Consider the following 23,500-nt stretch of genomic DNA (forward strand, 5'->3'; position numbering starts at 1 on the left):
CGCCATCACCACTCCTGTTCCTCGTCGTTGCGCTGTCCCGCTGCGCTCGCATCGGCCGCGGCCGCGCGCGAACGCACCACCCGCGCCAGCGCGAACCCGCCGGCCAGCAGCACCAGGGCCGGACCGAACCACAGCAGCCAGGTGGTGGATTCAACACGAGGACGGTAGAGCACGAACTCGCCATAGCGCTCGACCAGGAAATCCTTGATCTGCGCGTCGCTCTTGCCCTGGTGCATCAGCTCCAGCACTTCGCGGCGCAGGTCGTGGGCGATCTGCGCGTTGGAGTCGGCCAGCGACTGGTTCTGGCACATCACGCAGCGCAGCTCGGCGACCAGGGCGTGGAAGCGGCGCTCCTCGGCCGGATCGTTGTAGCGCAGCGGTTGCGGATCGCTGGCCGGCTGGGCGGACAGCGGCGCGTACAGGCTCAGCACCAGCGCCGCCGCGGCCAGCGCGTGGCGCGACGCGGCGACGAAACGGCGGCCGCCCGCTGCGGCGGTGAGGTGGCCGGCCTGGCTCATCGCGCCTGTCCGCGCGGGGCGGGTCCGAGTCGGTCGAGTTGCGGAATCAGCTCGTCGCGGATGACTTTGTCGGTCAGCGGGCCGACGAACTTCCAGCGCACCACGCCCTGGGCGTCGACCAGGAAAGTCTCCGGCGCGCCGTAGATGCCCCAGTCGATCGCCGCCTTGCCTTCGTAATCGGCGACCACGACGAAGTAGGGATTGCCGAATTCCTCCAGCCAGCGCAGCGCGTCGGCGTGCTCGTCCTTCCAGTTGAAGCCGACCACGCGCACGCGCTTGGTCTCGGCGAAGCGGGTCAGCACCGGGTGCTCGTCGCGGCAGGCCGGGCACCAGCTGCCCCAGACGTTGAGCAGGTAGGGCGCGCCGCGCAGGTCCTGCGTCGACATCAGCCGGCCGGCCTCGTGCAGCACCGGCAGCGAGAAATGCGGCGCGGGCTTGCCGATCAGCGGCGAGGGCAGTTTCTCGCGGTCGGGGTTGCGGCTGAGCCACACGCCCGCGGCGAGCAGGACCGCCAGCGCGGCGAACACCGCCAGCGGCAGCCAGCGGGCTTTGTCGCGGCGCGCGCCGCCGTTGGGGACGGGAGTGTTCATGCCTGTTGCTCTCCTGCGAGGGGGCGCAGCGGCGCGTCGTCCGCCTGCGGCCGCGGCGCCGCGCCGGCGCGCGCGTCGGCCTTGACCCGGAACCGCCGATCCGCCGCGGCGACGAAGCCGCCGAGCATCATCAGCAGCGCGCCGAGCCAGACCCAGCGCACGAACGGCTTGATGTGCACGCGCACCGCCCAGGCGCCGTCGCCGAGCGGTTCGCCCAGGGCGACGTACAGGTCGCGGGTGAAGCCGCGCGCGATCGCCGCTTCGGTCATGACCTGGCCGCCGCTGGCGTAGGCGCGCTTCTCCGGATGCAGCACGGTCAGCTCGCGGTCGCCGTCGAACACGGTCACGGTGCCGTAGTCGGCTTCGTAGTTCGGGCCGATGCTGTGCTTGACGCTGTCGAAGCGGAACGAATAGCGGCCCAGGTCCAGACTGCTGCCCGGCGCCAGCGCGACCTCGCGCTGCACGCTCAGGCCCTCGACCAGCAACGCGCCGACCAGGAACACGGCGACGCCGAAGTGGGCCAGGGTCATGCCGAGCATTTCCGCGGTGAAGCGGGTGCCGGCGCTGGTGCTGCGCAGCCGCGTCCACACGAAGCGCGCGGTGCCGGCGCCGACCCACAGCGCGCCGCCGACGCCGGCGGCGACCTTGAGCGGGCCTTGCGGGGCGAGGAAGAACGCGGCGATCGCGCCGCCCAGCGCCAGCCCGGCCCACGGTACCAGCATCGCCGCCGGCCGCGAGACCTGCTCGCGCTGCCAGCGGAACAGCGGGCCGAACGGCAGCAGCAGCACCAGCGGCGCCATCAGCAGCACGAACATCAGCGCGAAGTAGGGCGGGCCGACCGAAATCTTGCCGAGGTTCAACGAATCGGCCAGCAGCGGGTACAAGGTGCCCAGCAGCACCATCGCGCAGGCCGTGGTCAGCAGCAGGTTGTTGGCCAGCAGCAGGGTTTCGCGCGAGGCCAGTTCGAACGGCTTGCCCGGATCGTCCTGTGCCGACGGCGCGCGCAGCGCGTACAGCAGCAGCGAGCCGCCGATGACGATGCCGAGGAAGATCAGCACGAACAGCCCGCGCGAAGGATCGGCGGCGAAGGCGTGCACGCTGGTCAGCACGCCGGAGCGGACCAGGAAGGTGCCCAGCAGCGACAGCGAGAACGCGGCGATGGCCAGCAGCAAGGTCCAGCCGCGGAAGCTGCCGCGCTTTTCGGTCGCCGCCTGCGAATGCAGCAGCGCCGCGCCGGCCAGCCACGGCATGAAGCTGGCGTTCTCGACCGGATCCCAGAACCACCAGCCGCCCCAGCCCAGTTCGTAATACGCCCACCACGAGCCCAGGGCGATGCCCAGGGTCAGGAAGGCCCAGGCGATGTTGGTCCACGGCCGGGTCCAGCGCAGCCAGCGCGCGTCGACGCGGCCGTCCAGCAGCGCGGCGATGGCGAAGGCGAACGGCACGCTGAATCCGACGTAGCCGATGTAGAGCATCGGCGGGTGGATGATCAGGCCCGGATCCTGCAGCAGCGGATTGAGGTCGCGGCCTTGCGCCGCCGCCGGCAGCAGCCGCGCGAACGGATTGCTGGTGAAGATCAGGAACGCCAGGAAACCGACGCTGACGATGCCCATCACCCCGAGCACGCGCGCGATCACCGGCGCCGGCAAGGCCTTGGAGAAGCGCGCCACCGCGCCGGTCCACAGCGCCAGCACCAGCGCCCACAGCAGCAGCGAGCCCTCGTGCGCGCCCCACACCGCCGAATAGCGATAGATCACCGGCAGCAGCGAGTTGCTGTTCTCGGCGACGTAGCGCAGCGAGAAATCCTGGGTGACGAAGGCCTCGGTGAGGATCGCGAACGCGAACGCGACCATCGCCAACTGCGAGTAAGCCGCCGGCCGCGCCAGCGCCATCCACGCATCGATGCCGCGCTGCGCGCCGATCAGCGGCAGGCTCGCCTGCAGCGCCGAAATCAGCAGGGCGAGGATGAGGGCGATCTGGCCGAGTTCAGGCAGCATGCGGCGGCGCCTTGCGGGAAAGGGGAAGCGTGCGGGCGATGGGCCGCGCGCGCGGGCGCGGCGACGCGAGTGCGAACGAAGCCGACGCAGCGGTAGCGATCAACGCGCGGCTTCCTTGCCGCCGGGCGCCGCGACATCGTGCTTCTTGTGCGCCTGGCCCATCTTGTCGGCCACTTCCTTGGGCATGTAGCTCTCGTCGTGCTTGGCCAGGATCTCTTCGGCGACGAAGGTGTCGCCCTGCATGCGGCCGGTGGCGACCACGGCCTGCTTCTCGCGGAACAGGTCGGGCAGGATGCCGGTGTACTTGACCGGCATCTGCGCATCGCCGTCGTCGACCCGGAAGTGGGCGTCGAGCGAGCCGGGCGCGCGCTGGAACGAGCCGGCGGCGACCATGCCGCCGAGGCGGAAGCGCGCGTGGCCGCCGGCTTCGCCGCGCAGCACTTCGCTGGGCGTGTAGAGATAGGCGATGTTGCGCTGCAAGGCGGTGGCGACCAGGGCGGTGGCTACGCCGGCGGCGGCGACCAGGCCCAGCACCCACAGCAGACGGCGGCGGCGGGTCGGATTCATCGGCTCAACTCGTTGGAGGCGTCGTCGCGCGACGCGGGGCGGGCAGGCGGGCGCTGCGCGCGCTGGCGGGCCAGGCGCAGCTCGCGGCGGATCTGCAGCCGGGTCGAGAGGTAGTCCCAGCCCAGCACGACCACGAACACGGCATAGGCGCCGATCAGATAGGGCACGTGGGTCATGCGCGTTCGCCTCCGGCCGGCGTGCCCTGGGCGAGCTGGGCGACCCAGGCCTTGCCCGATTCGCGGCGCAGGTTGTCGGCGCGCGCGCGGGCGAGCAGGGCGCCGACGAACCACAGCTTGGTCCCGATCAGCATCCAGATCAGCGGCGGCAGCATGCTCGGGTCCATGTGCGACGGGCCGAACATGTTGATGGTCGAGCCCTGGTGCAGCGAGTTCCACCACACCACCGAATAGCGGATCACCGGCAGCAGGGCGACGCCGACGATGGCCAGCAGGCCGGCCGCGCGCGCCGCGTTGCGGCGGTCGTCGATGGCGTGGTACAGGCCCATCACGCCCAGGTACAGGAACAGCAGGATCAGTTCGGTGGTCAGGCGCGGATCCCACTCCCACCAGGTCCCCCACATCGGCTTGCCCCAGATCGAACCGGTGGCCAGGGTGATCAGGGTGAAGCCGGCGCCGATCGGCGCGCAGGCCATGGCCAGGATCTCGCACAGCTTGATCCGCCAGACCAGGGCGATGGCGGAATAGATCGCCATCAGCGCGAACACCGCCAGGCTCATCCAGGCGCTGGGCACGTGGATGTAGAAGATGCGGAAGCCGTCGAGCTGCTCGCTGTGCGGCGGCGCCACGAACAAGGCGCCGTAGATGCCCCAGGCCATGACCAGCAAGCCCAGACCGTAACCCCAAGGCGCCCAGCGCGCGGCGAAGCGGTCGAAGACGGGCGGCGAGCCGAGTTTGTGGAACCACAGGACGAGCGGATTCATTCAGCGGTTCGTTCGCGGTCTGGCGTCTGGGTCGCGGGCGGCGGCCTGGACTGTTGGCGCGCGCCGGACGGCGCGCGGGCTAAGGACGGGGCGTTCTACCTTGCGGGGTCGGGCGTACTGCCTTGGGACTATGCCGCAACGCCGTCAGTTCAGCGCGATGCGGATCGCCGCAGCCGCCGCCAGCGGCGCCAGCAGCAGCGCGACGACCAGGATCGCGGCCAGCAACAGCAAGCCGCCGACCGGGTCCAGTCCCTGCGCCGCCCGGGCCACGCTGCCGGCGCCGAACACCAGCACCGGCACGTACAACGGCAAGGCCAGCAAGGCCACGAGGATACCAGAGCGCCGCATCCCGACCGTCAGCGCCGCGACCACCGCGCCGAGCAGGCTCAGCACCGGCGTGCCCAGCGCCAGCGACAGCAGCAGCACCGGCAATTGCTCGCGCGGCAGGTACAGCAGTTCGCCCAATACCGGCGCGGCGATCAGCAGCGGCAGCGAGGTCGTGGCCCAGTGGGTGAAGGTGCGCACCGCGACCAGCCAGCCCAGCGGCACCGGCGCCAGCATCCATTGCTCCAGCGAGCCGTCGTCGGCATCGCCGCGGAACAGGCTGTCCAGCGCCAGCAGCCCGGCCAGCAGGCAGGCCAGCCACAGCACCCCGGCGGCGACCTTGGCCAGCGCGGCGTGGTCGCCGCCCAGGGCCAAAGCGAACAGCACCACCATCAGCAGGGCGAACAGCGCCGGTTGCAGGGCGTCGCCGCGGCGGCGCCAGAGCAGGCGCAGGTCGCGCGCGATCAGGGCGCGGGCCGCGCCGATCAGGCCCGGGGCGGTGGCGGCGACGGCGGCGTGTTCGGCCGGCGCGCTCATGCGGCTTTCTCCAACTGCAGCAGGCGGGTGCGCACCGGCGGCGCGGCGTAGGCGCCGTGGGTGGTCACCAGCGCGGCGCCGCCCTCGCGCAGATGCGCCTGGACCATGCGGTTGACCAGCTCGATGCCTTCCAGGTCGAGGTTGGCGTAGGGCTCGTCGAGCAGCCACAGCGGCGCCGGCGACATCCACAGCCGCGCCAGCGACAGGCGCTTCTTCTGCCCGGCCGACAGCTGCCGGGCCAGCGCGTCCTCGTAACCGGCCAGGCCGACCGTGGCCAGCGCGCGCGCGGCGTTCTGGCTGTGGCGGCGGCCGTGCAGGCCGCACAGGAAGTCGAGGTTCTCAACCGAGGTCAGGTCGGCCTTGAGCCCGGGCAGATGGCTCAGGTAGGCCAGCGCGCGGGCGCGCCGGGCCGGGTCGGCCGCCTCGCCCTGCAGCGCGATCTCGCCGCCATCGGCGCGCAGCAGCCCGGCCAACACTCTTAATAAGGTGGTCTTGCCGGCGCCGTTGTCGCCTTGCACCAGCAGCGCCTCGCCGGCCTCGACCGCGAAGTCCAGCGGCCCGAACACGGGCTCCTCGTTGCGCGCGAAGCGCAGGCCGCGGGCTTGCAGCAGCGGTGGGGCGGCGGAGTGCAGGGCGGTCACCGGTCGGGGCGTGCGGCCGGCCGGCCGCGGATCGCGCAGTTTATGCGAGTCGCCCGGTTCGGTGAGCAGGTGGGCGGCGCATCGCGGCGGCGCCGGCTTCCCGCCTTGGCTCCGGCGAAAGCCGGTGCGCAGGTTGCGGTTGCGCTCAGTGCCGGGGAACGGGCGAGAACACATCAATAAGGTGTTCGGCTATCGCCGCAATCGCGCCGTGGGCCCGGGGCGTTCGAGCGGCGCAGGGAAGAAGGCGCGACGCCTCAGTCGCCCACCCAGTCGGTGTGATCGCTTACCGCTGCCTCGTCCGGCCGCGCGATCAGCATCCGCAGCCGCACCGGTTCGCCGCGCTGCCAGGCCAGCACCCCGGCCTGGCCGAACTCGCGCGCCAGCGCGTCGGCGGCGGCATCGTCGAGGTCGGCCAGCAACCAGCCCGGCTCGCGCCACTGGCCGGCCTGGTCCTGGGCCCAGGCGGCGTGGCGCTGCACCCCGGCCGCGTCCAGGCGCGCGACCAGACGTTCGTCGGCGGCCTGGTTGGCGCTGTCCGAATGCGGTTGCGAGGCCGGGTTCCAGGCGCTGACCAACACATAGCGCCGGGCCGGCCAGTACGCCTCCAGGTCGCGCGCGGGGCGGCCCACGCGCAAGGGCAGGGCGTCGCCGTCCAGCGCCACCGCGTACTCGGCGGCGGCGTAGGCGAGGGCGAGTCCGGCGGCGTCGACCACTTGCAGTTCGCGCATGCCGCCAGTGTCGCGGCCGGCCGGGCCGCGCGCAAATCCGCCGGTCCGGATTCGCGCGCAGACGCTTGTCCAGCCCCGCGCGGCGATAGCCACATGCCCACGGGTCATCGCCGCCGCCTCACCCTGTCTCACCGACGGCAACCGGGTTTTCGTACACTCGATGCTTTCCACGCCTTCAACGCCGCGCCCATGACGCTCGCCACCAAGCTGCCGAAAGTCGGCACCACCATCTTCACCGTGATGTCGCAGCTCGCGCTCGAGCACCAGGCGGTCAATCTCGGCCAGGGCTTTCCCGATTTCGACGTGCCCCAGCGCCTGGTCGACGCGCTGGCGCGGGCCATGGCCGAGGGCAAGAACCAATACGCGCCGATGACCGGCGTGCCGGCGCTGCGCCAGGCCATCGCCGACAAGACCGAGGCGTGCTACGGCTATCGGCCCGACCCGGACGCCGAGATCACCGTGGTCTCCGGCGCCAGCGAGGCGATCTTCGACGCGGTCCAGGCGGTGGTGCGGCCGGGCGAGGAAGTGGTGGTGCTCGACCCGTGCTACGACAGCTACGAGCCGGCGATCGACCTGGCCGGCGGCCGCGCCGTGCACGTGCCGCTGGACCCGGCCACCTTCGCCGTGGACTGGGACCGCGTGCGCGCCGCGATCGGTCCCAACACCCGCCTGCTGATGGTCAATTCGCCGCACAACCCGTCCGGCGCCATGTTCGACGCCGACGACATCGCCCGCCTGAGCGAAATCGTCGAATCCACCGGGGTGTGGCTGCTGTCGGACGAGGTCTACGAGCACATCGTCTTCGACGGCCGCCGGCACGAGTCGGTGCTGCGCTACCCGCAACTGCGCGAGCGCGCGTTCGTGGTGTCGAGCTTCGGCAAGACCTATCACTGCACCGGCTGGAAGATCGGCTACTGCATCGCGCCGCCGGCGCTGTCGGCCGAGCTGCGCAAGGTCCACCAGTACAACAGCTTCTGCAGCTTCGCCCCGGCGCAGTGGGCGTTCGCCGAGATGATCCGCGACGAGCCGGAGCACTACCGCCAGCTCGGCGCGTTCTACCAGGACAAGCGCGATGGTTTCCGCGCGCAACTATCGACCACCCGGCTCAAGCCGCTGCCGGTGCCGGGCGGCTACTTCCAACTGGTCGACTACTCGCAGGTCAGCGACCTGAACGATGCCGAGTTCTGCCGCTGGCTGACCATCGAAAAGGGCGTCGCGGCGATCCCGCTGTCGCCGTTCTACGAGTCGCCGCCGGCCGGCCAGCGCCTGGCGCGGCTGTGTTTCGCCAAGAACCAGGCCACTCTGGATGCGGCAATCAAGCGGTTGGTCTCACTTTAATTGCATTCTTGCGATGGATATCTCACCCGCTCTTGTCGTAAGCTTCAGCTTCGGTCTACTCTTTGACGACGAGCGCCGCTAAGGCGGTCGGGAGAGAGCCGTAGTTTTCTATGGGGAGTTCATGGACAGAACGATCTACGTGAGCCGCGCGTCCGGCGCGGTCATGCAGTCGCTGCCTTGCGAGAAGGGGGCAGGACTTGCACGCCTTCGTTCGCAGGGCGTGTCCTATGTCTCAGTTTGGTCGGCCCGGGTTTGGCCGCCGCAATTCCGATAACCGCAACGCGGGCGCCACGCGCGCATGGCCCAATGGCCGGCGCCGCGGCATCCACCGGACGACTGCGCGTACAAGATCAACCTATGGCAGGGGATAGCGTGAGAAATTCAATTGCAACCAGCCCGCGTCTGTGGATCGCGATCGCTTTGGCGGTCGGCCTCGCGGGTTGCGCCACTCGTCCGGCGCCGGACTTCGGCGGCCGCTGGAAGCCGGTGAACCGCTACGCGGAGGTTCCCGACGAGATTCCGCTGCACAAGTCCTACGTGTACTACCCGTCGCCGATGGACGGCACGCTCAAGAACATGCTCACCCGCTGGGCGAAGGACGCGAGTCTGAAGCTGGATTACCAGCACTATTCGGACTTCACCCTGTTCCAGGGCGTGTCCCAGATCAACACCACCAGCCTGCCCGACGCGGTGTCGCAGCTCAACAGCGCCTACGCGGGCCACGGCGTGTCGATCAGCCGCGAAGGCGAGCAGATCGTGGTGCGGTCGGTCGGCTCGGCGGCAACGGCCGCGCCGGCGCCGTAACCGCCGTCCGCGGCAACGACGGCGGGACGGGCGCGCGCCCGCCCCGCCGTACAGCGCAAACCCAGGGGATGCAGCACAGATGTTCGGAAAGAACAAGAACGTTACTCCGCAAGTGGAGAACGCGGTCGCCAAGGCGGTCAATTACGAAGTCACCGTCGCCGACATAGCGCGGCGCAGCGAGAAGCGCGCCTGGATCGTCGCGTTCACCGCGATCGTGATGGCGCTGATCCTCGCCGGCGGCTACTTCTACTTCCTGCCGCTCAAGGAAAAGGTGCCCTATCTGGTCATGGCCGACGCCTACACCGGACAGGCCACGGTCGCGCGCCTGCGCGACGACTTCAGCAAGAACAGCATCACCGCCAACGAAGCGATCAACAAGAGCAACATCTCGCACTTCGTGATGGCGCGAGAGTCCTACGATTTCTCGCAGATCGGCGACCGCGACTGGTCGACGGTGTTCGCCATGGCCAGCCCGCAGGTGACCAAGGCCTATTCGAACATCTACTCCAGCACCAACCCGCAGAATCCGATCAACTTGTTCGGCAAGGGCAAGACGATCCGCGTGCGCATCCTCAGCATCCAGCTGCACAGCGGCGACTCCGAGATCAAGAGCGCCACCGTCCGCTTCCAGCGCAGCCTCTTCAATAAAGAGAGCGGCGGCCAGGAGCCGATGGACAGCAAGATCGCGGCGATCGAATACACCTACAAGTCCAACCTGAAGATGGACGACGACAAGCGCGTCCTCAATCCGCTGGGCTTCCAGGTCAGCAACTACCGGGTCGACAACGACTACGCGCCGGCACCGCCGCCGCCGGCCGACTATCCGGTCGGCAGCGCGCCGGCCGCCGCGCCCGCCGCGGCGCCGCCCGCGCAGGCGATCGATCCGGCGACCGGCCAGCCGATCCCGGCCGCTGCGCCGGCGGCTTATCCGCCCGGCACGGTTCCGCCGCAACCCGGCGTCGCGCCGGCGCAACCCGGCGCCGCGCCGCAGCCCGGCGTCGCGCCGGCCCCGAATCCCGCTTATCCGGCCGGCGCGCCGGCGGCGGCACCTGCACCTGCACCGACCGGTACTGCGAATGGAGTCAGCACCCGATGAATTGCTTGCGTAAACAAAGCCTGACCGCCCTGTTGCTGCTGGCGGTCTCCGGTCTGGCCCTGCCTGCTTCGGCGCAGGTGGTGCAGGAATACGAATACGAAGCCAACCGCATCTATCAGGTGCGTACCGGCCTGGGCATCACCACCCAGATCGAGCTGAGCCCGAGCGAGAACATCCTCGACTACAGCACCGGCTTCAGCAGCGGCTGGGACCTCAGCCGGCGCGACAACATCTTCTATCTCAAGCCGAAGAACGTCGACGTCGACACCAACATGATGATCCGGACGACGACGCACTCGTACATCCTGGAACTGAAGGTGGTGGCGACCGACTGGCGCGTGCTGGAGCAGGCCAAGCAGGCCGGCGTGCAGTACAAGATCAAGTTCGTGTACCCCAACGGCACCGAGTTCTCCGCGGCCAAGGAAAGCAGCGAGCAGGCCTCCGCCGAGCTCAACACCACGCTCGACAAGAACCGGCTGTACAACTTCGACTACCAGTTCTCCAGTCGCAAGAAGCAGTCCTGGCTGGTGCCGACCAACGTCTACGACGACGGTCAGTTCACCTATATCAAGATCAACGCGCTGAAGGATCTGCCCACCGGCAACTTCCCCGCGGTGTTCGGCCGCGAGCGTGAAGGCAGCGAAGACTTCGTGGTCAACACCACGGTCGAGGGCAACACCATCATCGTGCACGGCACGTATCCCTACTTGATCATCCGTCACGGCAACAACGTCGTCGGTCTGCGCAGGAAGAAGCAGAAATGAGCCAGAACATGCCTCCCAATCAGCCGGGCCAGCCCGACAACGGCACTCCGCAGGATGGCGGCAGCTACGGCTACGCCGGCGCCAACCCCTATTACGGCCAGCAGCAGGGCGGCGCCGCGGCGCCGGACCTGGACGCCAACGCGCCCACGCTCAAGACCGCCGACGTCCAGCGCATGAACCGCAAGGCGCTGCTGTTCCTCGGCGGCATCGTGCTGTTGCTGCTGATCGCCGCGTTCTTCCTGCTCAAGAGCGCCACCACCAGCGAGCAGAAGCCGCCGAAGGTCGACGAAGAAGTCATCAGCGTGCCCGACGCGCCGGTCACCACCCAGCCGCCGCCGCTGCCGCCGTTGCCGCCGCAGCCGGTGCCGGTGGAGCCGATCGCCATGGCGCCGCCGCCGGCGCAGGACGATCGTCCGCGCGGCGATGAAGCGATGGGCGAACCGCGCGAGCGCGGTCCGAGCCTGCTGGAACGCCGCATGTCCGGCGAAGGCGGCAGCGCCGCCAGCGGCGGGGAAGGCGGCAGCGAGATTCCTGCCGGCGACCAGGCCTATCTGCAGTCGCTGATCGCTCAGCAGCAGGGCGGCGGCCAGGCTCCGACCAAGGTCGAGCGCGAGCAGGTCACCTCGGCCCAGCCGCTGTACAACCCCGACACGCTGCTGTTGCGCGGCACCTACATCCGCTGCGTGATGGAAACCCGCATCGTCACCGACGTGCCGGGCTTCAGCTCCTGCGTGGTGACCGAGCCGATCTATTCGGTCAACGGCCGCCGCCTGCTGCTGCCGAAGGGTTCCAAGGTGTCCGGTCGTTACCAGAACAACAACACCGACATCAAGCGCGTGGCCGTTGTGTGGGACCGCATCACCACCCCGACCGGTCTGGACGTGAACATGGCCAGCCCGGGCGTGGACAACCTCGGCGGCGCCGGCATTCCCGGCCAGTACGACGCGCACTGGGGCAGCCGCATCGCCTCGGCGCTGCTGATCAGCCTGATCAGCGACGCGTTCAAGTACGCGGCGGCGAAGAACGGCCCGGAAAGCACCACCGTCACCCAGGGCGGCACCACCATCACAGAGCCGTACGAGAGCAACACGGCCAAGGCGATGGAGCGGCTGGCCAACCAGGCGTTGGAGAAGAGCGTGAGCCGCCCGGCGACCATCACCGTCAACCAGGGCACGATCGTGAACATCTACGTCGCCAAGGACGTGGACTTCTCCTCGGTCCTGCGTTGATCCGCAGCGTCGCAACCGGCAGAACAGTCACAGGCAATGGATTCGGATAATTCACCCATCGCGCAGGTTTCCAACGACTTCCTGGACTATCAGTACCAGGTGCTCGGCATCCTGGAGTACATGAGCTCCCCGGACGTTACGGAAATCTGCATCAACCGCCCGGGCGAGCTGTACCTGGAAACCCGCAGCGGTTGGCAGCGCATCGATGTCCCGAGCCTGACGTTCGAGCGCGCGCGGCAGTTCTGCACCGCGGTGGTCAACGAGAGCAACACCGGTCAGCGCATCACCGATGCCGACCCGGTGGTCTCGTTGACCTTCCCGACCGGGCAGCGCGCGCAGTTCGTGATTCCGCCGGCCATTGACGCGGGCAAGGTGTCCATCACCATCCGCCTGCCGTCCAAGCACAGCAAGACCTTGCAGCAGTATCAGGATGACGGCTTCTTCGAGCAGATCCTGGAGTCGGGGGCGAGCATCACCGACCACGACAAGGAACTGCTGGAGATCCGCGCCCAGCGCAACTACGCCGAGTTCTTCAAGAAAGCGGTGCAGTACAAGAAGAACATCGTCGTCGCCGGCGCCACCGGCAGCGGCAAGACCACCTTCATGAAATCGCTGGTCGGTCACATTCCCGACTACGAACGCCTGGTCACCATCGAAGACGCGCGCGAGCTGTTCATCACTCAGCCCAATGTCGTGCACTTGCTCTACTCGAAAGGTGGACAAAGCACGAGCAACGTGACGGCGAAGAGTTGTATGGAAGCCTGCCTGCGCATGAAGCCCGACCGCATTATCCTGGCCGAGTTGCGCGGCGACGAATCGTTCTACTTCATCCGTAACTGCGCGTCCGGTCATCCAGGTTCCATCACCAGCTGTCATGCTGGCAGCACGGCGCAAACCTGGGATCAGCTCTCGCTGATGGTGAAGGCGTCGGCCGAGGGGTCGGGTCTGGAGTTCGCGGTGATCAAGCGCCTGTTGATGCTGACGATCGACATCGTCGTCCACATCAAGGCCCACGCAGGGCAGCGCTTCATCACCGGCATCGACTTCAGCCCGGAACGGCAGCTGGCGGCGAACTGAGACGGCCGTCGAACCGGGTGTCGTTGACAAAGCTGGCTGGAATGTGAATGATAACGTTGGCGGCCTGGGTTCGCAGCCTGGGCGCTATCCATCCTTATAATGGACGGGGAGTGACGCCAAGGTTGGCGGACGGGGGGAGCTAGGGAATGTTGCCCGGGATCGAACTTACAAATTGCACGGGCTTGGCGGTTCCGCACGAAGTGATGCATCACGTCGTGCGCGTGGAATCGTCGTTCAACCCTTACGCCATCGGCGTGGTCGGCGGACGCCTCGTGCGCCAGCCCAAGACCTTGCCCGAGGCGGTCGCGACCGTGCGCATGCTCGAGCGGCGCGGCTACAACTTCTCCATTGGCGTCGCCCAGGTCAATCGCTACAACCTCGGCAAGTACGGCCTGGATTCCTACGAAAAAGCCTTCGACGTCTGCCCGAACCTGCAGGCCGGCTCGCGCATCCTGGCCGAGTGCTACCAGCGCTCTCAGGACTGGGGCAAGTCCTTCAGCTGTTACTACTCCGGCAACTTCGTCACCGGTTTCCGCCACGGCTACGTGCAGAAGATCTACGCCTCGATGCGCAAGGGCCAGGCCGGCGCGACCGAGATGGGCGCGATCGCCGTGATCGACAATCCCAAGGCCGGCGGCGCAGCCGCCGCGGCCCCGGCCGCCTACGCGCCGGGCCGTCGCAGCACGGTCGCCCGCGCCGAACCGCTCACTGCGCGCGAACCCGATACCGCCGCCACCCAGGCAGCGCTGTCGGCCGCCGCGATCGCCGCGCCGATGCCGGCCCGCGTCCTGTCCGCCGCCCAGCCGATGCCGGCCGCGGCGAATCTGGCCGCGGCGCTGCCGCAGGCGCCGGTCAATGTTTCCATGGTGCACGCCCCGGCCGCGGCCGCCGGGCGGGCGCCGCCGGCCAAGCCGCCTTCGCAGGGCGACCAGGCCTTCGTTTTTTAGCGTCGTCGCCGGCCCTAGCCCGACCTCGCGCTTTCGCAGCACCTTTTCGCCAGAGTCTCAGCCACTTTTTCGCATCAAGCCAGTACGTTTCGCCTCAACCAGCAGTCAGCTCCACACGAACTAGAACCGCATTTCTCCACCGACCGCGTTACCTACGTTCCAAGCTCGATTTCGCCCACAACGAACAGAAGGGATATCTCATGAACTCCAACATCTACGTCAAGAACTTCGTGTCCGCGTTCCTGATGGCCGCGGTCTTCGCCGTCCTGCTGATGCTGCCGGAAGTCGGCTTCGCTCAGACCGCCGCCGAAGCCAAGAAGAGCGTCTCCGGCTTCATGAACAACCTCAACTCGCTGCTGAACATCGCGTCGATCGCCATCGTGACGATCGCGGTGATCTTCGCGGGCTACGGCATCGCGTTCGCCCACAAGCGCCTGTCCGAGGTCGCCCCGGTCCTGATCGGCGGCTTCCTGATCGGCGCCGCCGGCCAGCTGGCCAAGATGCTGATCGGCGACAAGGTCGGCGTCGACACCACCGGCATGGTGATGGCCGTTCTGCAGAACTATGCATAAGAACGTGCTGTTCCGGGGCTGTACTCGCCCGGCGATGTTCCTCGGGGTGCCGTACGTGCCCTTCACGTTCGGAGCAGGCGCTTGCCTGCTCCTTACGTTCTACGTCGACATGTTCTGCATCGTGACGCTGCCCATCGTCATCGTGATCATGCGCCAGATGGCGCGTCGCGACGAGATGATCTTCCGCCTGCTCGGACTGCGCACGCAGTTCCGGCTCAGGATGAGGAACCTGCAGCAGCACCAGGGCATGTGGGTGTTTACGCCCAATTCGTATCGCAGTCCGGGCGACAAGAAGCCTTGATGTTGAACGCAGCCGTCGTGCGCCTGGCGCACGGCGGCTGCACCCGGTCCGGGAACCCTAAGTCCCAGGCCGGTCGCGATGCCCCGATCGTTCCCACTTCACGGAAGCGCCAGCCTCTTCATGTTCACGCCCGATACTCCCATCAGCGAATTCATTCCGCTGTCCACGCACGTGGCGCCCACCGTGATCAAGACCACCGGCGGCGATTTCCTGCTGGTTTGGCGCCTGGGCGGCCTGCCGTTCGTGGGCCGCGAAGAATGGGAGCTCGAGCACCGCCACAACACCTTCAACCGGCTGCTGCAGACCCTGCGCGCGCCGGACTTCACCAACGTCGCGTTCTGGGTGCACGACGTGCGCCGCCGCGGCCGCATCAGCACCGACAGCAAGTTCCAGCAGGTCTTCAACCAGGATCTGTCGGACGGCTACTACGCCTCGCTGTCGGCGCAGAAGCTGATGCAGAACGAACTGTACGTGACCATGCTGTACCGGCCGGTGGCCGGCAGCAAACGTTTCGTGGAAAAGTCGGCCAACGCGCAGGTGCTGCAGGAACAGCAGGACCAGGCCGTGGCCAAGGTCATCGAACTGGCCGGCAACGTCGAGGCGGTGATCAAGGACTACGCGCCTTATCGCCTGGGCATGTACGAGGCCAAGAACGGCATCGTCTTTTCCGAAACCCTGGAATTCTTCGGTTACCTGCTCAACCGCCTGGAAGAGCCGGTGCCGGTGCTCAACGCGCCGGTCTACAACTACCTGCCGGTGAGCCGTCTTACCTTCTCGGCCAAGAGCGGCGACTACGTGGTGACCACGCCGACCGGGGTGAACCATTTCGGCGCGATCTTGAACGTCAAGGAATATGCCGAGGGCACTTATCCCGGCATCCTCAACGGTTTGAAGTACCTCAACTTCGAATACGTCATCACCCATTCCTTCAGCCCGATGGGACGCCAGGACGCGCTCAAGGTGCTCGACCGCACCAAGGGCATGATGGTGTCCTCCGGCGACAAGGCGGTCAGCCAGATCGTCGAGCTCGACTACGCGATGGACCAGCTCGCCTCGGGCAACTTCGTGCTCGGCGAGTACCACTTCACCTTCGCCATCTACGCCGACAGCCAGGAAAAGCTGGCCGCCCAGGTCGCCGCCGCGCGCGCCGAGCTGTCCAACGCCGGCTTCGTCTCGGCCAAGGAGGACATGGCGATCGCCGCGTCCTTCTATGCGCAGTTCCCGGGCAACTGGAAGTACCGCACGCGCATGGCCAACGTCAGCTCGCTGAACTTCCTCGGCCTGTCGCCGCTGCACAACTTCGCCACCGGCAAGCAGCACAACAACCCGTGGGGCGACAGCGTGACCACGCTGCAGACCACCAACGGCCAGCCGTACTACTTCAATTTCCACGCCACCCATCCGGCCGAAAATTCGCTGGGCGAGAAGGCGATCGCCAACACCATGGTGATCGGCAAGTCCGGTACCGGTAAGACCGCGTTGATCAACTTCCTGCTCAGCCAGGTGCAGAAGCTCAAGCCGACCCCGACGATCTTCTTCTTCGACAAGGATCGCGGCGCCGAGATCTTCGTGCGCGCCTGCGGCGGCAACTACCTGGCGCTGGACAACGGCCAGCCGACCGGCTTCAACCCGTTCCAGTGCGAGAACAACGAGACCAACGTCCAGTTCCTCGCCGACCTGATCAAGGTGCTGGCCAACAAGCCGCAGTATTCGGCGCGCGAAGACGAAGACATCTTCCGCGCGGTCGAGAACATCCTCGACACGCCGATGCACCTGCGCAGCATGACCAACTTCCAAAAGAGCCTGCCCAACATGGGCGACGACGGCCTCTATGCGCGCCTGCGCAAGTGGACCGCCGGCAACTCGCTGGGCTGGGTGTTCGACAATCCGGTGGACACGATCAACCTGGAGAAGGCGAACATCATCGGGTTCGACTACACCGATGTCATCGACAACATCGAGGTGCGCGTCCCGGTCATCAACTATTTGCTGCACCGTCTGGAGCAATTGATCGACGGCCGCCCGCTAATCTACGTCATGGACGAGTTCTGGAAGATCCTGGACGGCGGCGGGGCGCTCAAGGAATTCGCCAAGAACAAGCAAAAGACCATCCGTAAGCAGAACGGCCTGGGCATTTTCGCCACGCAGAGCCCGGAAGATGCGCTGGCCAGCGACATCTCCGCTTCGCTGATCGAACAGACCGCGACGCTGATCCTGCTGCCGAACCCGAACGCCAGCCGCGAGGACTACATCGAAGGCCTCAAGCTGACGGACGCGGAGTACGAAGTGGTCAAGAGCCTGGACGAGCGTTCGCGCTGCTTCCTGGTCAAGCAGGGCCACGCGGCGACGGTGTGCCAGCTCAACCTGCGCGGCATGGACGACGCCCTGGCGGTCATCTCGGCGTCGACCGACAACATCGAAATCATGCACCGCGTCCTGCGCGAGGCGGCCGAAAAGATCGGCAAGAGCCCGGACGACCTGACCCCGGACCAGTGGCTGGCCGATTTCTACGCCAACCGCAAGGGCTCGGGCAAGGGCAAGGCGGTCGCGGAAGGGCGCGCCTCGCGGGGGTGATCCCGGTTTGAATTGGTAACTGTTTCAAGGCAGCACGGACCAGCGAGCGTTGTAACGTCATCCGCCCCGGGGAGAAGGGGCGGAAGCCAAAGGAGAATCGACCGATGCACCTCAAATCTTCCGTCGCACCCATGCTGTTCGCGCTGCTGCTCGGCGCGGGCGCATTGTTGTTGCCGCGGCCGGCGCAGGCGCAGTTTTGTTATCTGGTCTATGGCTATCCGGTCGGCATCTGCGCCACCGAAGGCACCCAGTGGGCCAACCAGGCGACGCTGCTCAAGAACGTCACCAGCGAGATCAACAAGATCCGCCAGATGGAGCAGCAGCTGACCCAGGAGAAGAATCGCCTGGAGTCGTTGAACATCGGCAACTTCGGCCTGAATCTGACCAGCACCGAGCGGGTCAAGATCGCCGAACTCAAGGAGCGCGACCTGTCCTACGGCATGGACGGCATGTGCGTGAAGGGCAAGAGCAGCGTCGCCGAAGACCAGCTCAAGTACTGCCGCAAGGGAGTGGAGATCCGCAATCGCCGCTACAACGCGATGGTCAAGATGTTCAAGGACATGGACAAGCGCGACGGCGAGATCCGCGCCATCGAGAAGGACTCCAAGAGCATCCCGGCGGAAAACATCGGCCGGCTGGAAAAGAACACGGCCAAGATCGCGCAGATCCGCGCGCAGATGCAGACCGACATGCAGAACAACGTTGCGCTGATGAAGGCCTACGAGTCGATGCTCGAAGCGATCGACGGCGAGATGGCTTTGTTGGCGAGCAAGGCATTGGTTAACAAGAAGACCGGCAAGGACGCCATTGGTCAGATCGCACAGGGTGCGATGTTGTCCGCGGGGCTAAAGGTAGCCAGGTCGCGCGACATGTAAGTGCTTTCGGACTTTCCTGATCGTCTTCATCCAAATCTTTAAAGGACTAACGACCATGAACCACGAATCTTCTTCCCGTTTTTCCGCTTCGGTCCTGAGCCTGGCGCTGTCGGTGGCCGTCGGCATCGCCGCGATGACGCCGGTTCCGGCGCATGCCTTCCTCGCCTCGGAAATCACCCAGGTGTTGAACAAGGTCCAGCTGGAGCTGCAGAAGGCCAAGCTGATCCAGCAGCTGACCGAGCTCAAGAAGCAGGTCAGCACGCTGACCGATACCTACAACTCGATGAACGTCGGCAACTTCAATCTCAAGACGGCCGCCGGCTTTCGCGAGAGCAACATGCAAGAGCTGAAGAAGCGCGACCCGAACCAGGACATGGACACGCTGTGCCAGATGGGCAAGAGCGGCGTCGCCACCGAGCAGTACAAGATCTGCCAGCGCATCGTCCAGATCCGCAATCTGCGCTTCAACGTGATGGTCGATATGCTCAAGAAGGTCGAAGAGCGCGACAAGGAAGTGCAGAAGCTGGTCAACGACAGCTCGGGCATCAGCGCGGACAAGGGCAACGGCAAGGTGGTCAAGAACACCAACCAGGCCAACCAGCTCTCGGCGCAGATGGATGCCGACTTCCAGAACGGCAAGTACCTGCTCGACGCCTACACCGCCGTGCTCGAGACCCTGAACGACGACATGATCGCGCAGGCCGAGAAGGCGCTGAAGAACAAGAAGGACAAGGACGACATCCTGGGCAACATCGGCTCGTCGGTCGTCCAGGGCGCGCTGTTGAAGGGCGGCCTGCAAGTCGCCCGCTCGCGCGACCTGTAATAAGTCGGCCGCGCTCGCAGCGCGGCGGGCGACAGAAATAATGGACCAATAGCGGCCGGGCGGAGATGCCCGGGCCGGCGGAGACGGAAGGCGTATGGATATTCACATGGTGTCGTTTGGGGCCGGTTCCTTGCTGGACTGGATGCATATGCAGGCGGCCGATCTGCCGGCGATGGCGTTCTTCGCCCTGATCAAGGATCACCTGGACTTCATGATCCTCAAGTTCCAGAACAACCTGCTCGACCGCGTCGGCAAGATCATCGGCGCCATCGCCATGACCGTGGTCACCTTGTGGATCATCGTCCAGGGCTTCCGCATCGCCACCGGCCAGTCGCGCGAACCGATGATGGCGCTGGTGGTGAACTCGCTGAAGACGGTGCTGATCGTCGGTATCGCAGTGTCGGTGGCCGGTACAGGCGCGAAGAGCTACAAGGCGCTGACCGACGGACTGACCACCGTGGTCCGCGGGGCCGTCTCCAATCAGGAGGGCGACGGTCCGTACGAAGACATGGACAAGATCCTCGGCGTCATGTCCGTCGGCCTGGAGATGATGGACTCGATCAACGTCGGCGACAGCCTGATGACGAACGAGACCAAGGAGAAGACGATGTCGATGCTTGGCGTCGGTCTCGGTGCTCCTGTGATCATGTCCATGATCGCGATGATGTTGAACAAGATCGCTATGGCTCTGTTCATCGGCACCGGTCCATTCTTCATCCTGTGCCTGCTGTTCGACCAGACCAAGGCCTTGTTCCAAAAATGGTTGTTCTACGGCATAGCCACATTGATGACGATGTCGGTGCTGATCACGATGACGACGATCGCCATCGACATGACCTTGGCGGTCGGCACGGCGTTCTGGGTCAGCAATAAGTTCGGTTTGGGTTCGGAAAGCTTGATGAACATGGCTCTGCAGCAGGGCGGTCTGGGCATGATCCTGTCGGCCTTGATCATCACCGCGCCGCCGATGGCGGGCATGTTCTTCAACGGCGTGATGGGTTCGTACTACGGTAATAACAACTTCCAGCCTTCGAGTGGCGCTGGTGGTGGTGGTGGTGGTGGCGGTGCGGCCAATAGTTATCGCCCTGGCTCGCCTGGTTATGTGCCGCCGCCGCAGGCACCCGTGAGGGAAGCGGCGACGAGAGATGCGACGACCCGTGGTGGCCAAGCAGCTCCGCATTAGCGAGTGAGTCTTGACTGGGTTTGGTATCAAAAGCCTATGAGGGCGCAAGTATGAAAAGCTTACTTCTCCTGACGGCCAGTACTTTGTCGTTGCTGGTTCTCACGGCACTGCCTGTAGGCGCCCAAGCCGGCGAGTCCTGCCCGCAGGGCATGATTACCAACCCGATTGGTGCGGGAGGCCAGCCGCAGTGCGTGCCTGGTTCGAATTACCAGACCTGGGGTAATGGATCCTCTCCGTCTGCCCCGAGTGTTAAGTGGGCCAAGCGGTTTGGCGCCGTTGTTTATGACCCGGCGACGGGTGCCGTCGGCGTCTCAAGCGAAGAAAAGAGCAAGCGGAAAGCGTTTAATACCGCGTTGGCGCAGTGCAAATCCAAAGGTGGGACTGCATGCGTTAGCAACATCGAGTACTTCAACCAGTGTGTAGCTTCGGCAACTGGCCCGACGTCGGCCGGTGAGTACGTATTTACATCTGCCAGCGCCGCGAAAGAGGCCGAGGCTTCGACGTACGCTATGGAAGATTGCAAGAAGAATGGTGTTGCGTCCTGCAAGATTTTTTACTCTGGCTGCAGTTATCCAGAGCAGGTCAATTAGTTTGCTGATACTTCGCAATGTTCATGGTTTGGCTTTGAAGTTTGGCGCCCTAGGGGCGCCAAATTTCTTTTGGGCAAAGTAGGGCTCATTTCTTGTGCGTAAGCGCTGGGTTGTAGTCTTGGGGGGCGAATTTGCCCTGCAGTGTTATCGCGCCGCCGATGGCGGGCATGTTGATGGGTTCGTACTACGGCACCAACAACTTCCCGGGTGCTGCGGGTGCGGGTGGTGGTGGTGGCGCGAATGCCGCGGCTAATACGTATCGTCCGGGTTCGCCGGGGTATCAGCCGCCGCCGCAGGCGAATGTGGAGAATCGCGTCGCCCGAGAAAACGCCAGTACCGGTAGGCATTCTCCGTCGTAATTGATGTGGACTGAAAAGACCTGCGAGGGCGCGTTCAATGAAATCCTTGAATTTTCTATTAGCTACCCTGGCGCTCTTTGTAAGTGGCAGTGGCGTTGCAGCCGCTGATGCTTGTCCCGAAGGAACGATTACCAATCCCACAGGTGCAGGCGGCCAGCCCCAGTGCGTGCCTGGGGTAAATCACCAGAATTGGGGTGGAAGCGGGTCCTCCTCCGAGCCTCATTGGGCCCGGCGTTGGGGGGCGTTCGCTACCGACGCGGCCACGTCGAAGGTTGGCGTTGCTACTGGCTTGTCGAGTAAGCGAAAGGCTGAGAAGGAGGCGCTTGCCCACTGCCGGAGTAAAGGCGGCGCCCAATGCAAGCCGTTGATCGCGTACTACGATCAATGTGCGGCATTGGCTTGGGGGCCGAACAGCGCTGGCGTTGGAAATATGGTTTCGGCGACCGCTGCTCATGTACAGGAAGCGCAGACGCTGGCGCTCAAGGAGTGCTCGAAAGACTCCCAGGAGTGCAAGATCTATTTCGCTGAGTGCAGCTACGCTGAGCGCACTAACTAGTGTTGTTTTGCAACAGGCTGGTATCGATTCGGCGCCCATTGGGCGCCGAATTCGTTTGTAGCTCATGTGTTCTTTGCGTGGGAACGGGGCTGTTTTCTTGAAGCTTTTCGGTGCCAGCGTGTGTCGAGTTGAATGCTCGATTGGGCGGCTCTCTGAGGGGGCTGTCTTGGTTCTACACTCGGAAAGTACGCCGATGCAGGTGGCAGTGTGCTTGACATCCATTGGCTAGGGAGCTGTTGCATGAAGATCACGCTTTCGGTCAGCCTTCCATTTTTCGCCCTGCTGTTCGCCTTGTTTTCCGGCAACGTATTGGCCGACGCCTGCCCCCAGGGGATGGTCATCAATCCCATTGGCGCGGGTGGGCAGCCGCAGTGCGTTCCTGGCGAGAACCATCAAAGCTGGGGTGGCACGGGTTCCTCCGGCCCTCATTACGCCCGGCGTTGGGGTGCTTTCGCCTCCGATTCAATTGCGGGAAAGCTGGGTGTGGCGTTGGGTGAGTCGAGTAAGCGTAAGGCCGAGAAAGCAGCGTCGATGCATTGCGAGAGTAAGGGGGGCGTGGACTGCAAAGCGTTCTTTGCCTTTTATGATCAGTGCGCTGCAGTTGCTTGGGGGCCCGATCGTGGGGCGGACTCGGGCGAGGCGATAGCTGCCAGCGCGGCTGGAAAAGATGACGCCGTCAGGGATGCATTGGCGCTTTGCGGAAAGAAGTCCGATAAGTGCAAGCTGGTCTCGGCTGAATGCAGCTACGGCGAGCTGACCCATTGAGGCGCAGGCAGGTTGTTGCGCCGATCTAGTACGCTTTCGCTGCGCCGTTGCCGGGTACGTGCTTTGGCCCTGGCGTATCAGATACACCGTGTTTACGCATTGATTTGGATCGATTCGCCGATCTACGTTTCTGTGGTCGATATGGATTCATTAATATCGCCCGACCTGCAGCACCCAAGCCGGCGTCGGAGCGCGCCAATGCCCTTGACCGGATTCGCTTCACCTGCACGGAGTGCCCCATGCGCAACTCGCCCCGATTCCACGCCGCCCTGTCCGTGCTTGCCCTCGCAGGCGGTTTCTTCGCCAACTCCGCCTACGCTTGCCCGGCCGGCATGATCACCAACCCCATCGGCGCGGGCGGCCAGGCCGAGTGCATCCCCGGGTCGAACTATCAGAACTGGGGCAGCGCTGGAGGCGGCGGCTCTTCGGCGACGGTCTACGACGGCTACGGCGCGTTCGCGCTCGATGAGCAGTCGTTGAAGCTCGGGGTCAGCGATCCGAAGGATCTGTTCCGTAACGAACGCCAGGCCAAGCGCTCGGCGTTGAAGAGCTGCAAGGAAAACGGCGGCGTCGACTGCAAGGTCGTGTTGACCTTCGTCAACGAGTGCGCGGTGACCATGTTCGGTGCGACCGACAGCAGCGGCAGCAAGCTGGCGATCTACACCGGCAAGGGCGTGGACATCGAGCGCGCGGGGAACGAGGCGATGGCGAAGTGCAAGGCCACCGGCTCGCCGATGTGCGAGCCCGGTCAGTCGGATTGCGTGGAGCGCTGGCGCAACGATTGAATCGGCGGTTCCCTCGAAGA

26 protein-coding genes are annotated in these 23,500 nt (G+C 65.5%); 17 read left to right on the top strand and 9 right to left on the bottom strand.

Features of this window, described 5'->3' with window-relative positions; all coding sequences use genetic code 11:
* Positions 1 to 5: 5 nt before the first annotated feature.
* From BLU84_RS16325 to BLU84_RS16365, 9 genes are all read right to left on the bottom strand, one after another.
* Entirely contained in the window at positions 6 to 518 is a 513-nt protein-coding gene (locus tag BLU84_RS16325; RefSeq protein WP_083382710.1) for a cytochrome c-type biogenesis protein, read from the bottom strand.
* Complete coding sequence (locus BLU84_RS16330) at positions 515 to 1,108, bottom strand: DsbE family thiol:disulfide interchange protein (protein WP_074869619.1); 594 nt, start codon at positions 1,106 to 1,108, stop codon at positions 515 to 517. The genes BLU84_RS16325 and BLU84_RS16330 overlap by 4 nt, the downstream gene beginning before the upstream one ends.
* Complete coding sequence (locus BLU84_RS16335; RefSeq protein ID WP_083382712.1) at positions 1,105 to 3,105, bottom strand: heme lyase CcmF/NrfE family subunit; 2,001 nt, start codon at positions 3,103 to 3,105, stop codon at positions 1,105 to 1,107. Before BLU84_RS16335 ends, BLU84_RS16330 begins: the two co-directional genes overlap by 4 nt.
* Before the next feature lie 99 nt (positions 3,106 to 3,204).
* Positions 3,205 to 3,672 carry a cytochrome c maturation protein CcmE gene (gene ccmE / locus BLU84_RS16340; protein WP_074869622.1) on the bottom strand — a complete coding sequence of 156 codons (468 nt, stop codon included), beginning with the start codon at positions 3,670 to 3,672 and terminating at the stop codon, positions 3,205 to 3,207.
* Positions 3,669 to 3,848, bottom strand: a complete 180-nt coding sequence (gene ccmD, locus BLU84_RS16345; protein ID WP_074869625.1) for a heme exporter protein CcmD — start codon at positions 3,846 to 3,848, stop codon at positions 3,669 to 3,671. Before ccmD ends, ccmE begins: the two co-directional genes overlap by 4 nt.
* Positions 3,845 to 4,612, bottom strand: a complete 768-nt coding sequence (locus tag BLU84_RS16350) for a heme ABC transporter permease (protein ID WP_074869629.1) — start codon at positions 4,610 to 4,612, stop codon at positions 3,845 to 3,847. Before BLU84_RS16350 ends, ccmD begins: the two co-directional genes overlap by 4 nt.
* A gap of 144 nt (positions 4,613 to 4,756) precedes the next feature.
* Positions 4,757 to 5,473 carry a heme exporter protein CcmB gene (ccmB, locus tag BLU84_RS16355; RefSeq protein ID WP_074869632.1) on the bottom strand — a complete coding sequence of 239 codons (717 nt, stop codon included), beginning with the start codon at positions 5,471 to 5,473 and terminating at the stop codon, positions 4,757 to 4,759.
* On the bottom strand, positions 5,470 to 6,288 hold the full coding sequence (gene ccmA / locus BLU84_RS16360) for a heme ABC exporter ATP-binding protein CcmA (protein WP_083382714.1): 819 nt from the start codon (positions 6,286 to 6,288) through the stop codon (positions 5,470 to 5,472). The genes ccmB and ccmA overlap by 4 nt, the downstream gene beginning before the upstream one ends.
* Before the next feature lie 80 nt (positions 6,289 to 6,368).
* Positions 6,369 to 6,842, bottom strand: a complete 474-nt coding sequence (locus BLU84_RS16365) for a DUF3293 domain-containing protein (RefSeq protein WP_074869636.1) — start codon at positions 6,840 to 6,842, stop codon at positions 6,369 to 6,371.
* Positions 6,843 to 7,031: 189 nt separating this feature from the next.
* Here BLU84_RS16365 and BLU84_RS16370 point away from each other — a divergent pair, with 189 nt between their 5' ends.
* The 17 genes from BLU84_RS16370 to BLU84_RS16450 all read left to right on the top strand — a co-directional run bounded on the left by BLU84_RS16370 (position 7,032) and on the right by BLU84_RS16450 (position 23,480).
* The gene (locus BLU84_RS16370) at positions 7,032 to 8,180 is read left to right on the top strand and encodes a pyridoxal phosphate-dependent aminotransferase (RefSeq protein ID WP_074869639.1); all 1,149 of its coding nucleotides are present in this window, start codon (positions 7,032 to 7,034) and stop codon (positions 8,178 to 8,180) included.
* Between the two features lie 357 nt (positions 8,181 to 8,537).
* Positions 8,538 to 8,984 carry a hypothetical protein gene (locus BLU84_RS16375; protein ID WP_425479400.1) on the top strand — a complete coding sequence of 149 codons (447 nt, stop codon included), beginning with the start codon at positions 8,538 to 8,540 and terminating at the stop codon, positions 8,982 to 8,984.
* A gap of 79 nt (positions 8,985 to 9,063) precedes the next feature.
* Positions 9,064 to 10,080 carry a VirB8 family type IV secretion system protein gene (locus BLU84_RS27945; protein WP_074869643.1) on the top strand — a complete coding sequence of 339 codons (1,017 nt, stop codon included), beginning with the start codon at positions 9,064 to 9,066 and terminating at the stop codon, positions 10,078 to 10,080.
* Positions 10,077 to 10,844 carry a TrbG/VirB9 family P-type conjugative transfer protein gene (locus BLU84_RS16385; RefSeq protein WP_074869646.1) on the top strand — a complete coding sequence of 256 codons (768 nt, stop codon included), beginning with the start codon at positions 10,077 to 10,079 and terminating at the stop codon, positions 10,842 to 10,844. The genes BLU84_RS27945 and BLU84_RS16385 overlap by 4 nt, the downstream gene beginning before the upstream one ends.
* Entirely contained in the window at positions 10,841 to 12,073 is a 1,233-nt protein-coding gene (locus BLU84_RS16390; protein ID WP_074869648.1) for a TrbI/VirB10 family protein, read from the top strand. Before BLU84_RS16385 ends, BLU84_RS16390 begins: the two co-directional genes overlap by 4 nt.
* A 36-nt stretch (positions 12,074 to 12,109) precedes the next feature.
* Positions 12,110 to 13,150, top strand: coding sequence for a P-type DNA transfer ATPase VirB11 (virB11, locus tag BLU84_RS16395; RefSeq protein ID WP_074869651.1), 1,041 nt, complete (start codon positions 12,110 to 12,112; stop codon positions 13,148 to 13,150).
* Positions 13,151 to 13,296: 146 nt separating this feature from the next.
* Positions 13,297 to 14,097 (top strand): lytic transglycosylase domain-containing protein, encoded by an 801-nt coding sequence (locus BLU84_RS16400; protein ID WP_074869653.1) that lies wholly within the window; start codon positions 13,297 to 13,299, stop codon positions 14,095 to 14,097.
* Positions 14,098 to 14,297: 200 nt separating this feature from the next.
* On the top strand, positions 14,298 to 14,669 hold the full coding sequence (locus tag BLU84_RS16405; protein ID WP_074869658.1) for a TrbC/VirB2 family protein: 372 nt from the start codon (positions 14,298 to 14,300) through the stop codon (positions 14,667 to 14,669).
* A complete protein-coding gene (locus BLU84_RS16410; RefSeq protein WP_074869661.1) occupies positions 14,662 to 14,970 on the top strand; it encodes a VirB3 family type IV secretion system protein in 309 nt (102 codons plus the stop codon). The genes BLU84_RS16405 and BLU84_RS16410 overlap by 8 nt, the downstream gene beginning before the upstream one ends.
* A 120-nt stretch (positions 14,971 to 15,090) precedes the next feature.
* The gene (locus BLU84_RS16415) at positions 15,091 to 17,544 is read left to right on the top strand and encodes a VirB4 family type IV secretion/conjugal transfer ATPase (RefSeq protein ID WP_074869665.1); all 2,454 of its coding nucleotides are present in this window, start codon (positions 15,091 to 15,093) and stop codon (positions 17,542 to 17,544) included.
* A 104-nt stretch (positions 17,545 to 17,648) separates the two neighbouring features.
* Complete coding sequence (locus BLU84_RS16420; protein WP_139175049.1) at positions 17,649 to 18,419, top strand: hypothetical protein; 771 nt, start codon at positions 17,649 to 17,651, stop codon at positions 18,417 to 18,419.
* Positions 18,420 to 18,474: 55 nt separating this feature from the next.
* Positions 18,475 to 19,242 carry a hypothetical protein gene (locus BLU84_RS16425; protein ID WP_074869671.1) on the top strand — a complete coding sequence of 256 codons (768 nt, stop codon included), beginning with the start codon at positions 18,475 to 18,477 and terminating at the stop codon, positions 19,240 to 19,242.
* A 94-nt stretch (positions 19,243 to 19,336) separates the two neighbouring features.
* Positions 19,337 to 20,425 carry a TrbL/VirB6 family protein gene (locus tag BLU84_RS16430; protein WP_074869675.1) on the top strand — a complete coding sequence of 363 codons (1,089 nt, stop codon included), beginning with the start codon at positions 19,337 to 19,339 and terminating at the stop codon, positions 20,423 to 20,425.
* A gap of 50 nt (positions 20,426 to 20,475) precedes the next feature.
* Positions 20,476 to 21,015, top strand: coding sequence for a DUF4189 domain-containing protein (locus BLU84_RS16435; RefSeq protein ID WP_074869678.1), 540 nt, complete (start codon positions 20,476 to 20,478; stop codon positions 21,013 to 21,015).
* Positions 21,016 to 21,411: 396 nt separating this feature from the next.
* On the top strand, positions 21,412 to 21,930 hold the full coding sequence (locus tag BLU84_RS28715) for a DUF4189 domain-containing protein (protein ID WP_083382716.1): 519 nt from the start codon (positions 21,412 to 21,414) through the stop codon (positions 21,928 to 21,930).
* A gap of 240 nt (positions 21,931 to 22,170) precedes the next feature.
* Entirely contained in the window at positions 22,171 to 22,695 is a 525-nt protein-coding gene (locus BLU84_RS16445) for a DUF4189 domain-containing protein (protein WP_074869685.1), read from the top strand.
* 239 nt (positions 22,696 to 22,934) lie between these two features.
* A complete protein-coding gene (locus BLU84_RS16450) occupies positions 22,935 to 23,480 on the top strand; it encodes a DUF4189 domain-containing protein (protein ID WP_074869689.1) in 546 nt (181 codons plus the stop codon).
* Positions 23,481 to 23,500 lie beyond the last annotated feature (20 nt).

Origin of the sequence: Lysobacter enzymogenes (assembly GCF_900106525.1) — a bacterium.
GTDB classification, from domain to species: Bacteria; Pseudomonadota; Gammaproteobacteria; order Xanthomonadales; family Xanthomonadaceae; genus Lysobacter; species Lysobacter enzymogenes.

Excerpts from the sequence above, each read along its gene's own strand:
- BLU84_RS16335 (WP_083382712.1), bottom strand. The coding sequence starts at position 3,105 with ATGCTGCCTGAACTCGGCCAGATCGCCCTCATCCTCGCCCTGCTGATT.
- BLU84_RS16430 (WP_074869675.1), top strand. The coding sequence starts at position 19,337 with ATGGATATTCACATGGTGTCGTTTGGGGCCGGTTCCTTGCTGGACTGG.
- BLU84_RS16415 (WP_074869665.1), top strand. The coding sequence starts at position 15,091 with ATGTTCACGCCCGATACTCCCATCAGCGAATTCATTCCGCTGTCCACG.
- BLU84_RS28715 (WP_083382716.1), top strand. The coding sequence starts at position 21,412 with ATGAAATCCTTGAATTTTCTATTAGCTACCCTGGCGCTCTTTGTAAGT.
- BLU84_RS16385 (WP_074869646.1), top strand. The coding sequence starts at position 10,077 with ATGAATTGCTTGCGTAAACAAAGCCTGACCGCCCTGTTGCTGCTGGCG.
- BLU84_RS16370 (WP_074869639.1), top strand. The coding sequence starts at position 7,032 with ATGACGCTCGCCACCAAGCTGCCGAAAGTCGGCACCACCATCTTCACC.
- BLU84_RS16365 (WP_074869636.1), bottom strand. The coding sequence starts at position 6,842 with ATGCGCGAACTGCAAGTGGTCGACGCCGCCGGACTCGCCCTCGCCTAC.
- BLU84_RS16420 (WP_139175049.1), top strand. The coding sequence starts at position 17,649 with ATGCACCTCAAATCTTCCGTCGCACCCATGCTGTTCGCGCTGCTGCTC.
- BLU84_RS16400 (WP_074869653.1), top strand. The coding sequence starts at position 13,297 with ATGTTGCCCGGGATCGAACTTACAAATTGCACGGGCTTGGCGGTTCCG.
- BLU84_RS16405 (WP_074869658.1), top strand. The coding sequence starts at position 14,298 with ATGAACTCCAACATCTACGTCAAGAACTTCGTGTCCGCGTTCCTGATG.
- ccmA (WP_083382714.1), bottom strand. The coding sequence starts at position 6,288 with ATGTGTTCTCGCCCGTTCCCCGGCACTGAGCGCAACCGCAACCTGCGC.
- BLU84_RS16350 (WP_074869629.1), bottom strand. The coding sequence starts at position 4,612 with ATGAATCCGCTCGTCCTGTGGTTCCACAAACTCGGCTCGCCGCCCGTC.
- ccmB (WP_074869632.1), bottom strand. The coding sequence starts at position 5,473 with ATGAGCGCGCCGGCCGAACACGCCGCCGTCGCCGCCACCGCCCCGGGC.
- ccmE (WP_074869622.1), bottom strand. The coding sequence starts at position 3,672 with ATGAATCCGACCCGCCGCCGCCGTCTGCTGTGGGTGCTGGGCCTGGTC.
- BLU84_RS16390 (WP_074869648.1), top strand. The coding sequence starts at position 10,841 with ATGAGCCAGAACATGCCTCCCAATCAGCCGGGCCAGCCCGACAACGGC.
- BLU84_RS16375 (WP_425479400.1), top strand. The coding sequence starts at position 8,538 with ATGGCAGGGGATAGCGTGAGAAATTCAATTGCAACCAGCCCGCGTCTG.
- BLU84_RS16330 (WP_074869619.1), bottom strand. The coding sequence starts at position 1,108 with ATGAACACTCCCGTCCCCAACGGCGGCGCGCGCCGCGACAAAGCCCGC.
- BLU84_RS16325 (WP_083382710.1), bottom strand. The coding sequence starts at position 518 with ATGAGCCAGGCCGGCCACCTCACCGCCGCAGCGGGCGGCCGCCGTTTC.
- BLU84_RS16410 (WP_074869661.1), top strand. The coding sequence starts at position 14,662 with ATGCATAAGAACGTGCTGTTCCGGGGCTGTACTCGCCCGGCGATGTTC.
- virB11 (WP_074869651.1), top strand. The coding sequence starts at position 12,110 with ATGGATTCGGATAATTCACCCATCGCGCAGGTTTCCAACGACTTCCTG.
- BLU84_RS27945 (WP_074869643.1), top strand. The coding sequence starts at position 9,064 with ATGTTCGGAAAGAACAAGAACGTTACTCCGCAAGTGGAGAACGCGGTC.
- ccmD (WP_074869625.1), bottom strand. The coding sequence starts at position 3,848 with ATGACCCACGTGCCCTATCTGATCGGCGCCTATGCCGTGTTCGTGGTC.
- BLU84_RS16425 (WP_074869671.1), top strand. The coding sequence starts at position 18,475 with ATGAACCACGAATCTTCTTCCCGTTTTTCCGCTTCGGTCCTGAGCCTG.
- BLU84_RS16435 (WP_074869678.1), top strand. The coding sequence starts at position 20,476 with ATGAAAAGCTTACTTCTCCTGACGGCCAGTACTTTGTCGTTGCTGGTT.
- BLU84_RS16445 (WP_074869685.1), top strand. The coding sequence starts at position 22,171 with ATGAAGATCACGCTTTCGGTCAGCCTTCCATTTTTCGCCCTGCTGTTC.
- BLU84_RS16450 (WP_074869689.1), top strand. The coding sequence starts at position 22,935 with ATGCGCAACTCGCCCCGATTCCACGCCGCCCTGTCCGTGCTTGCCCTC.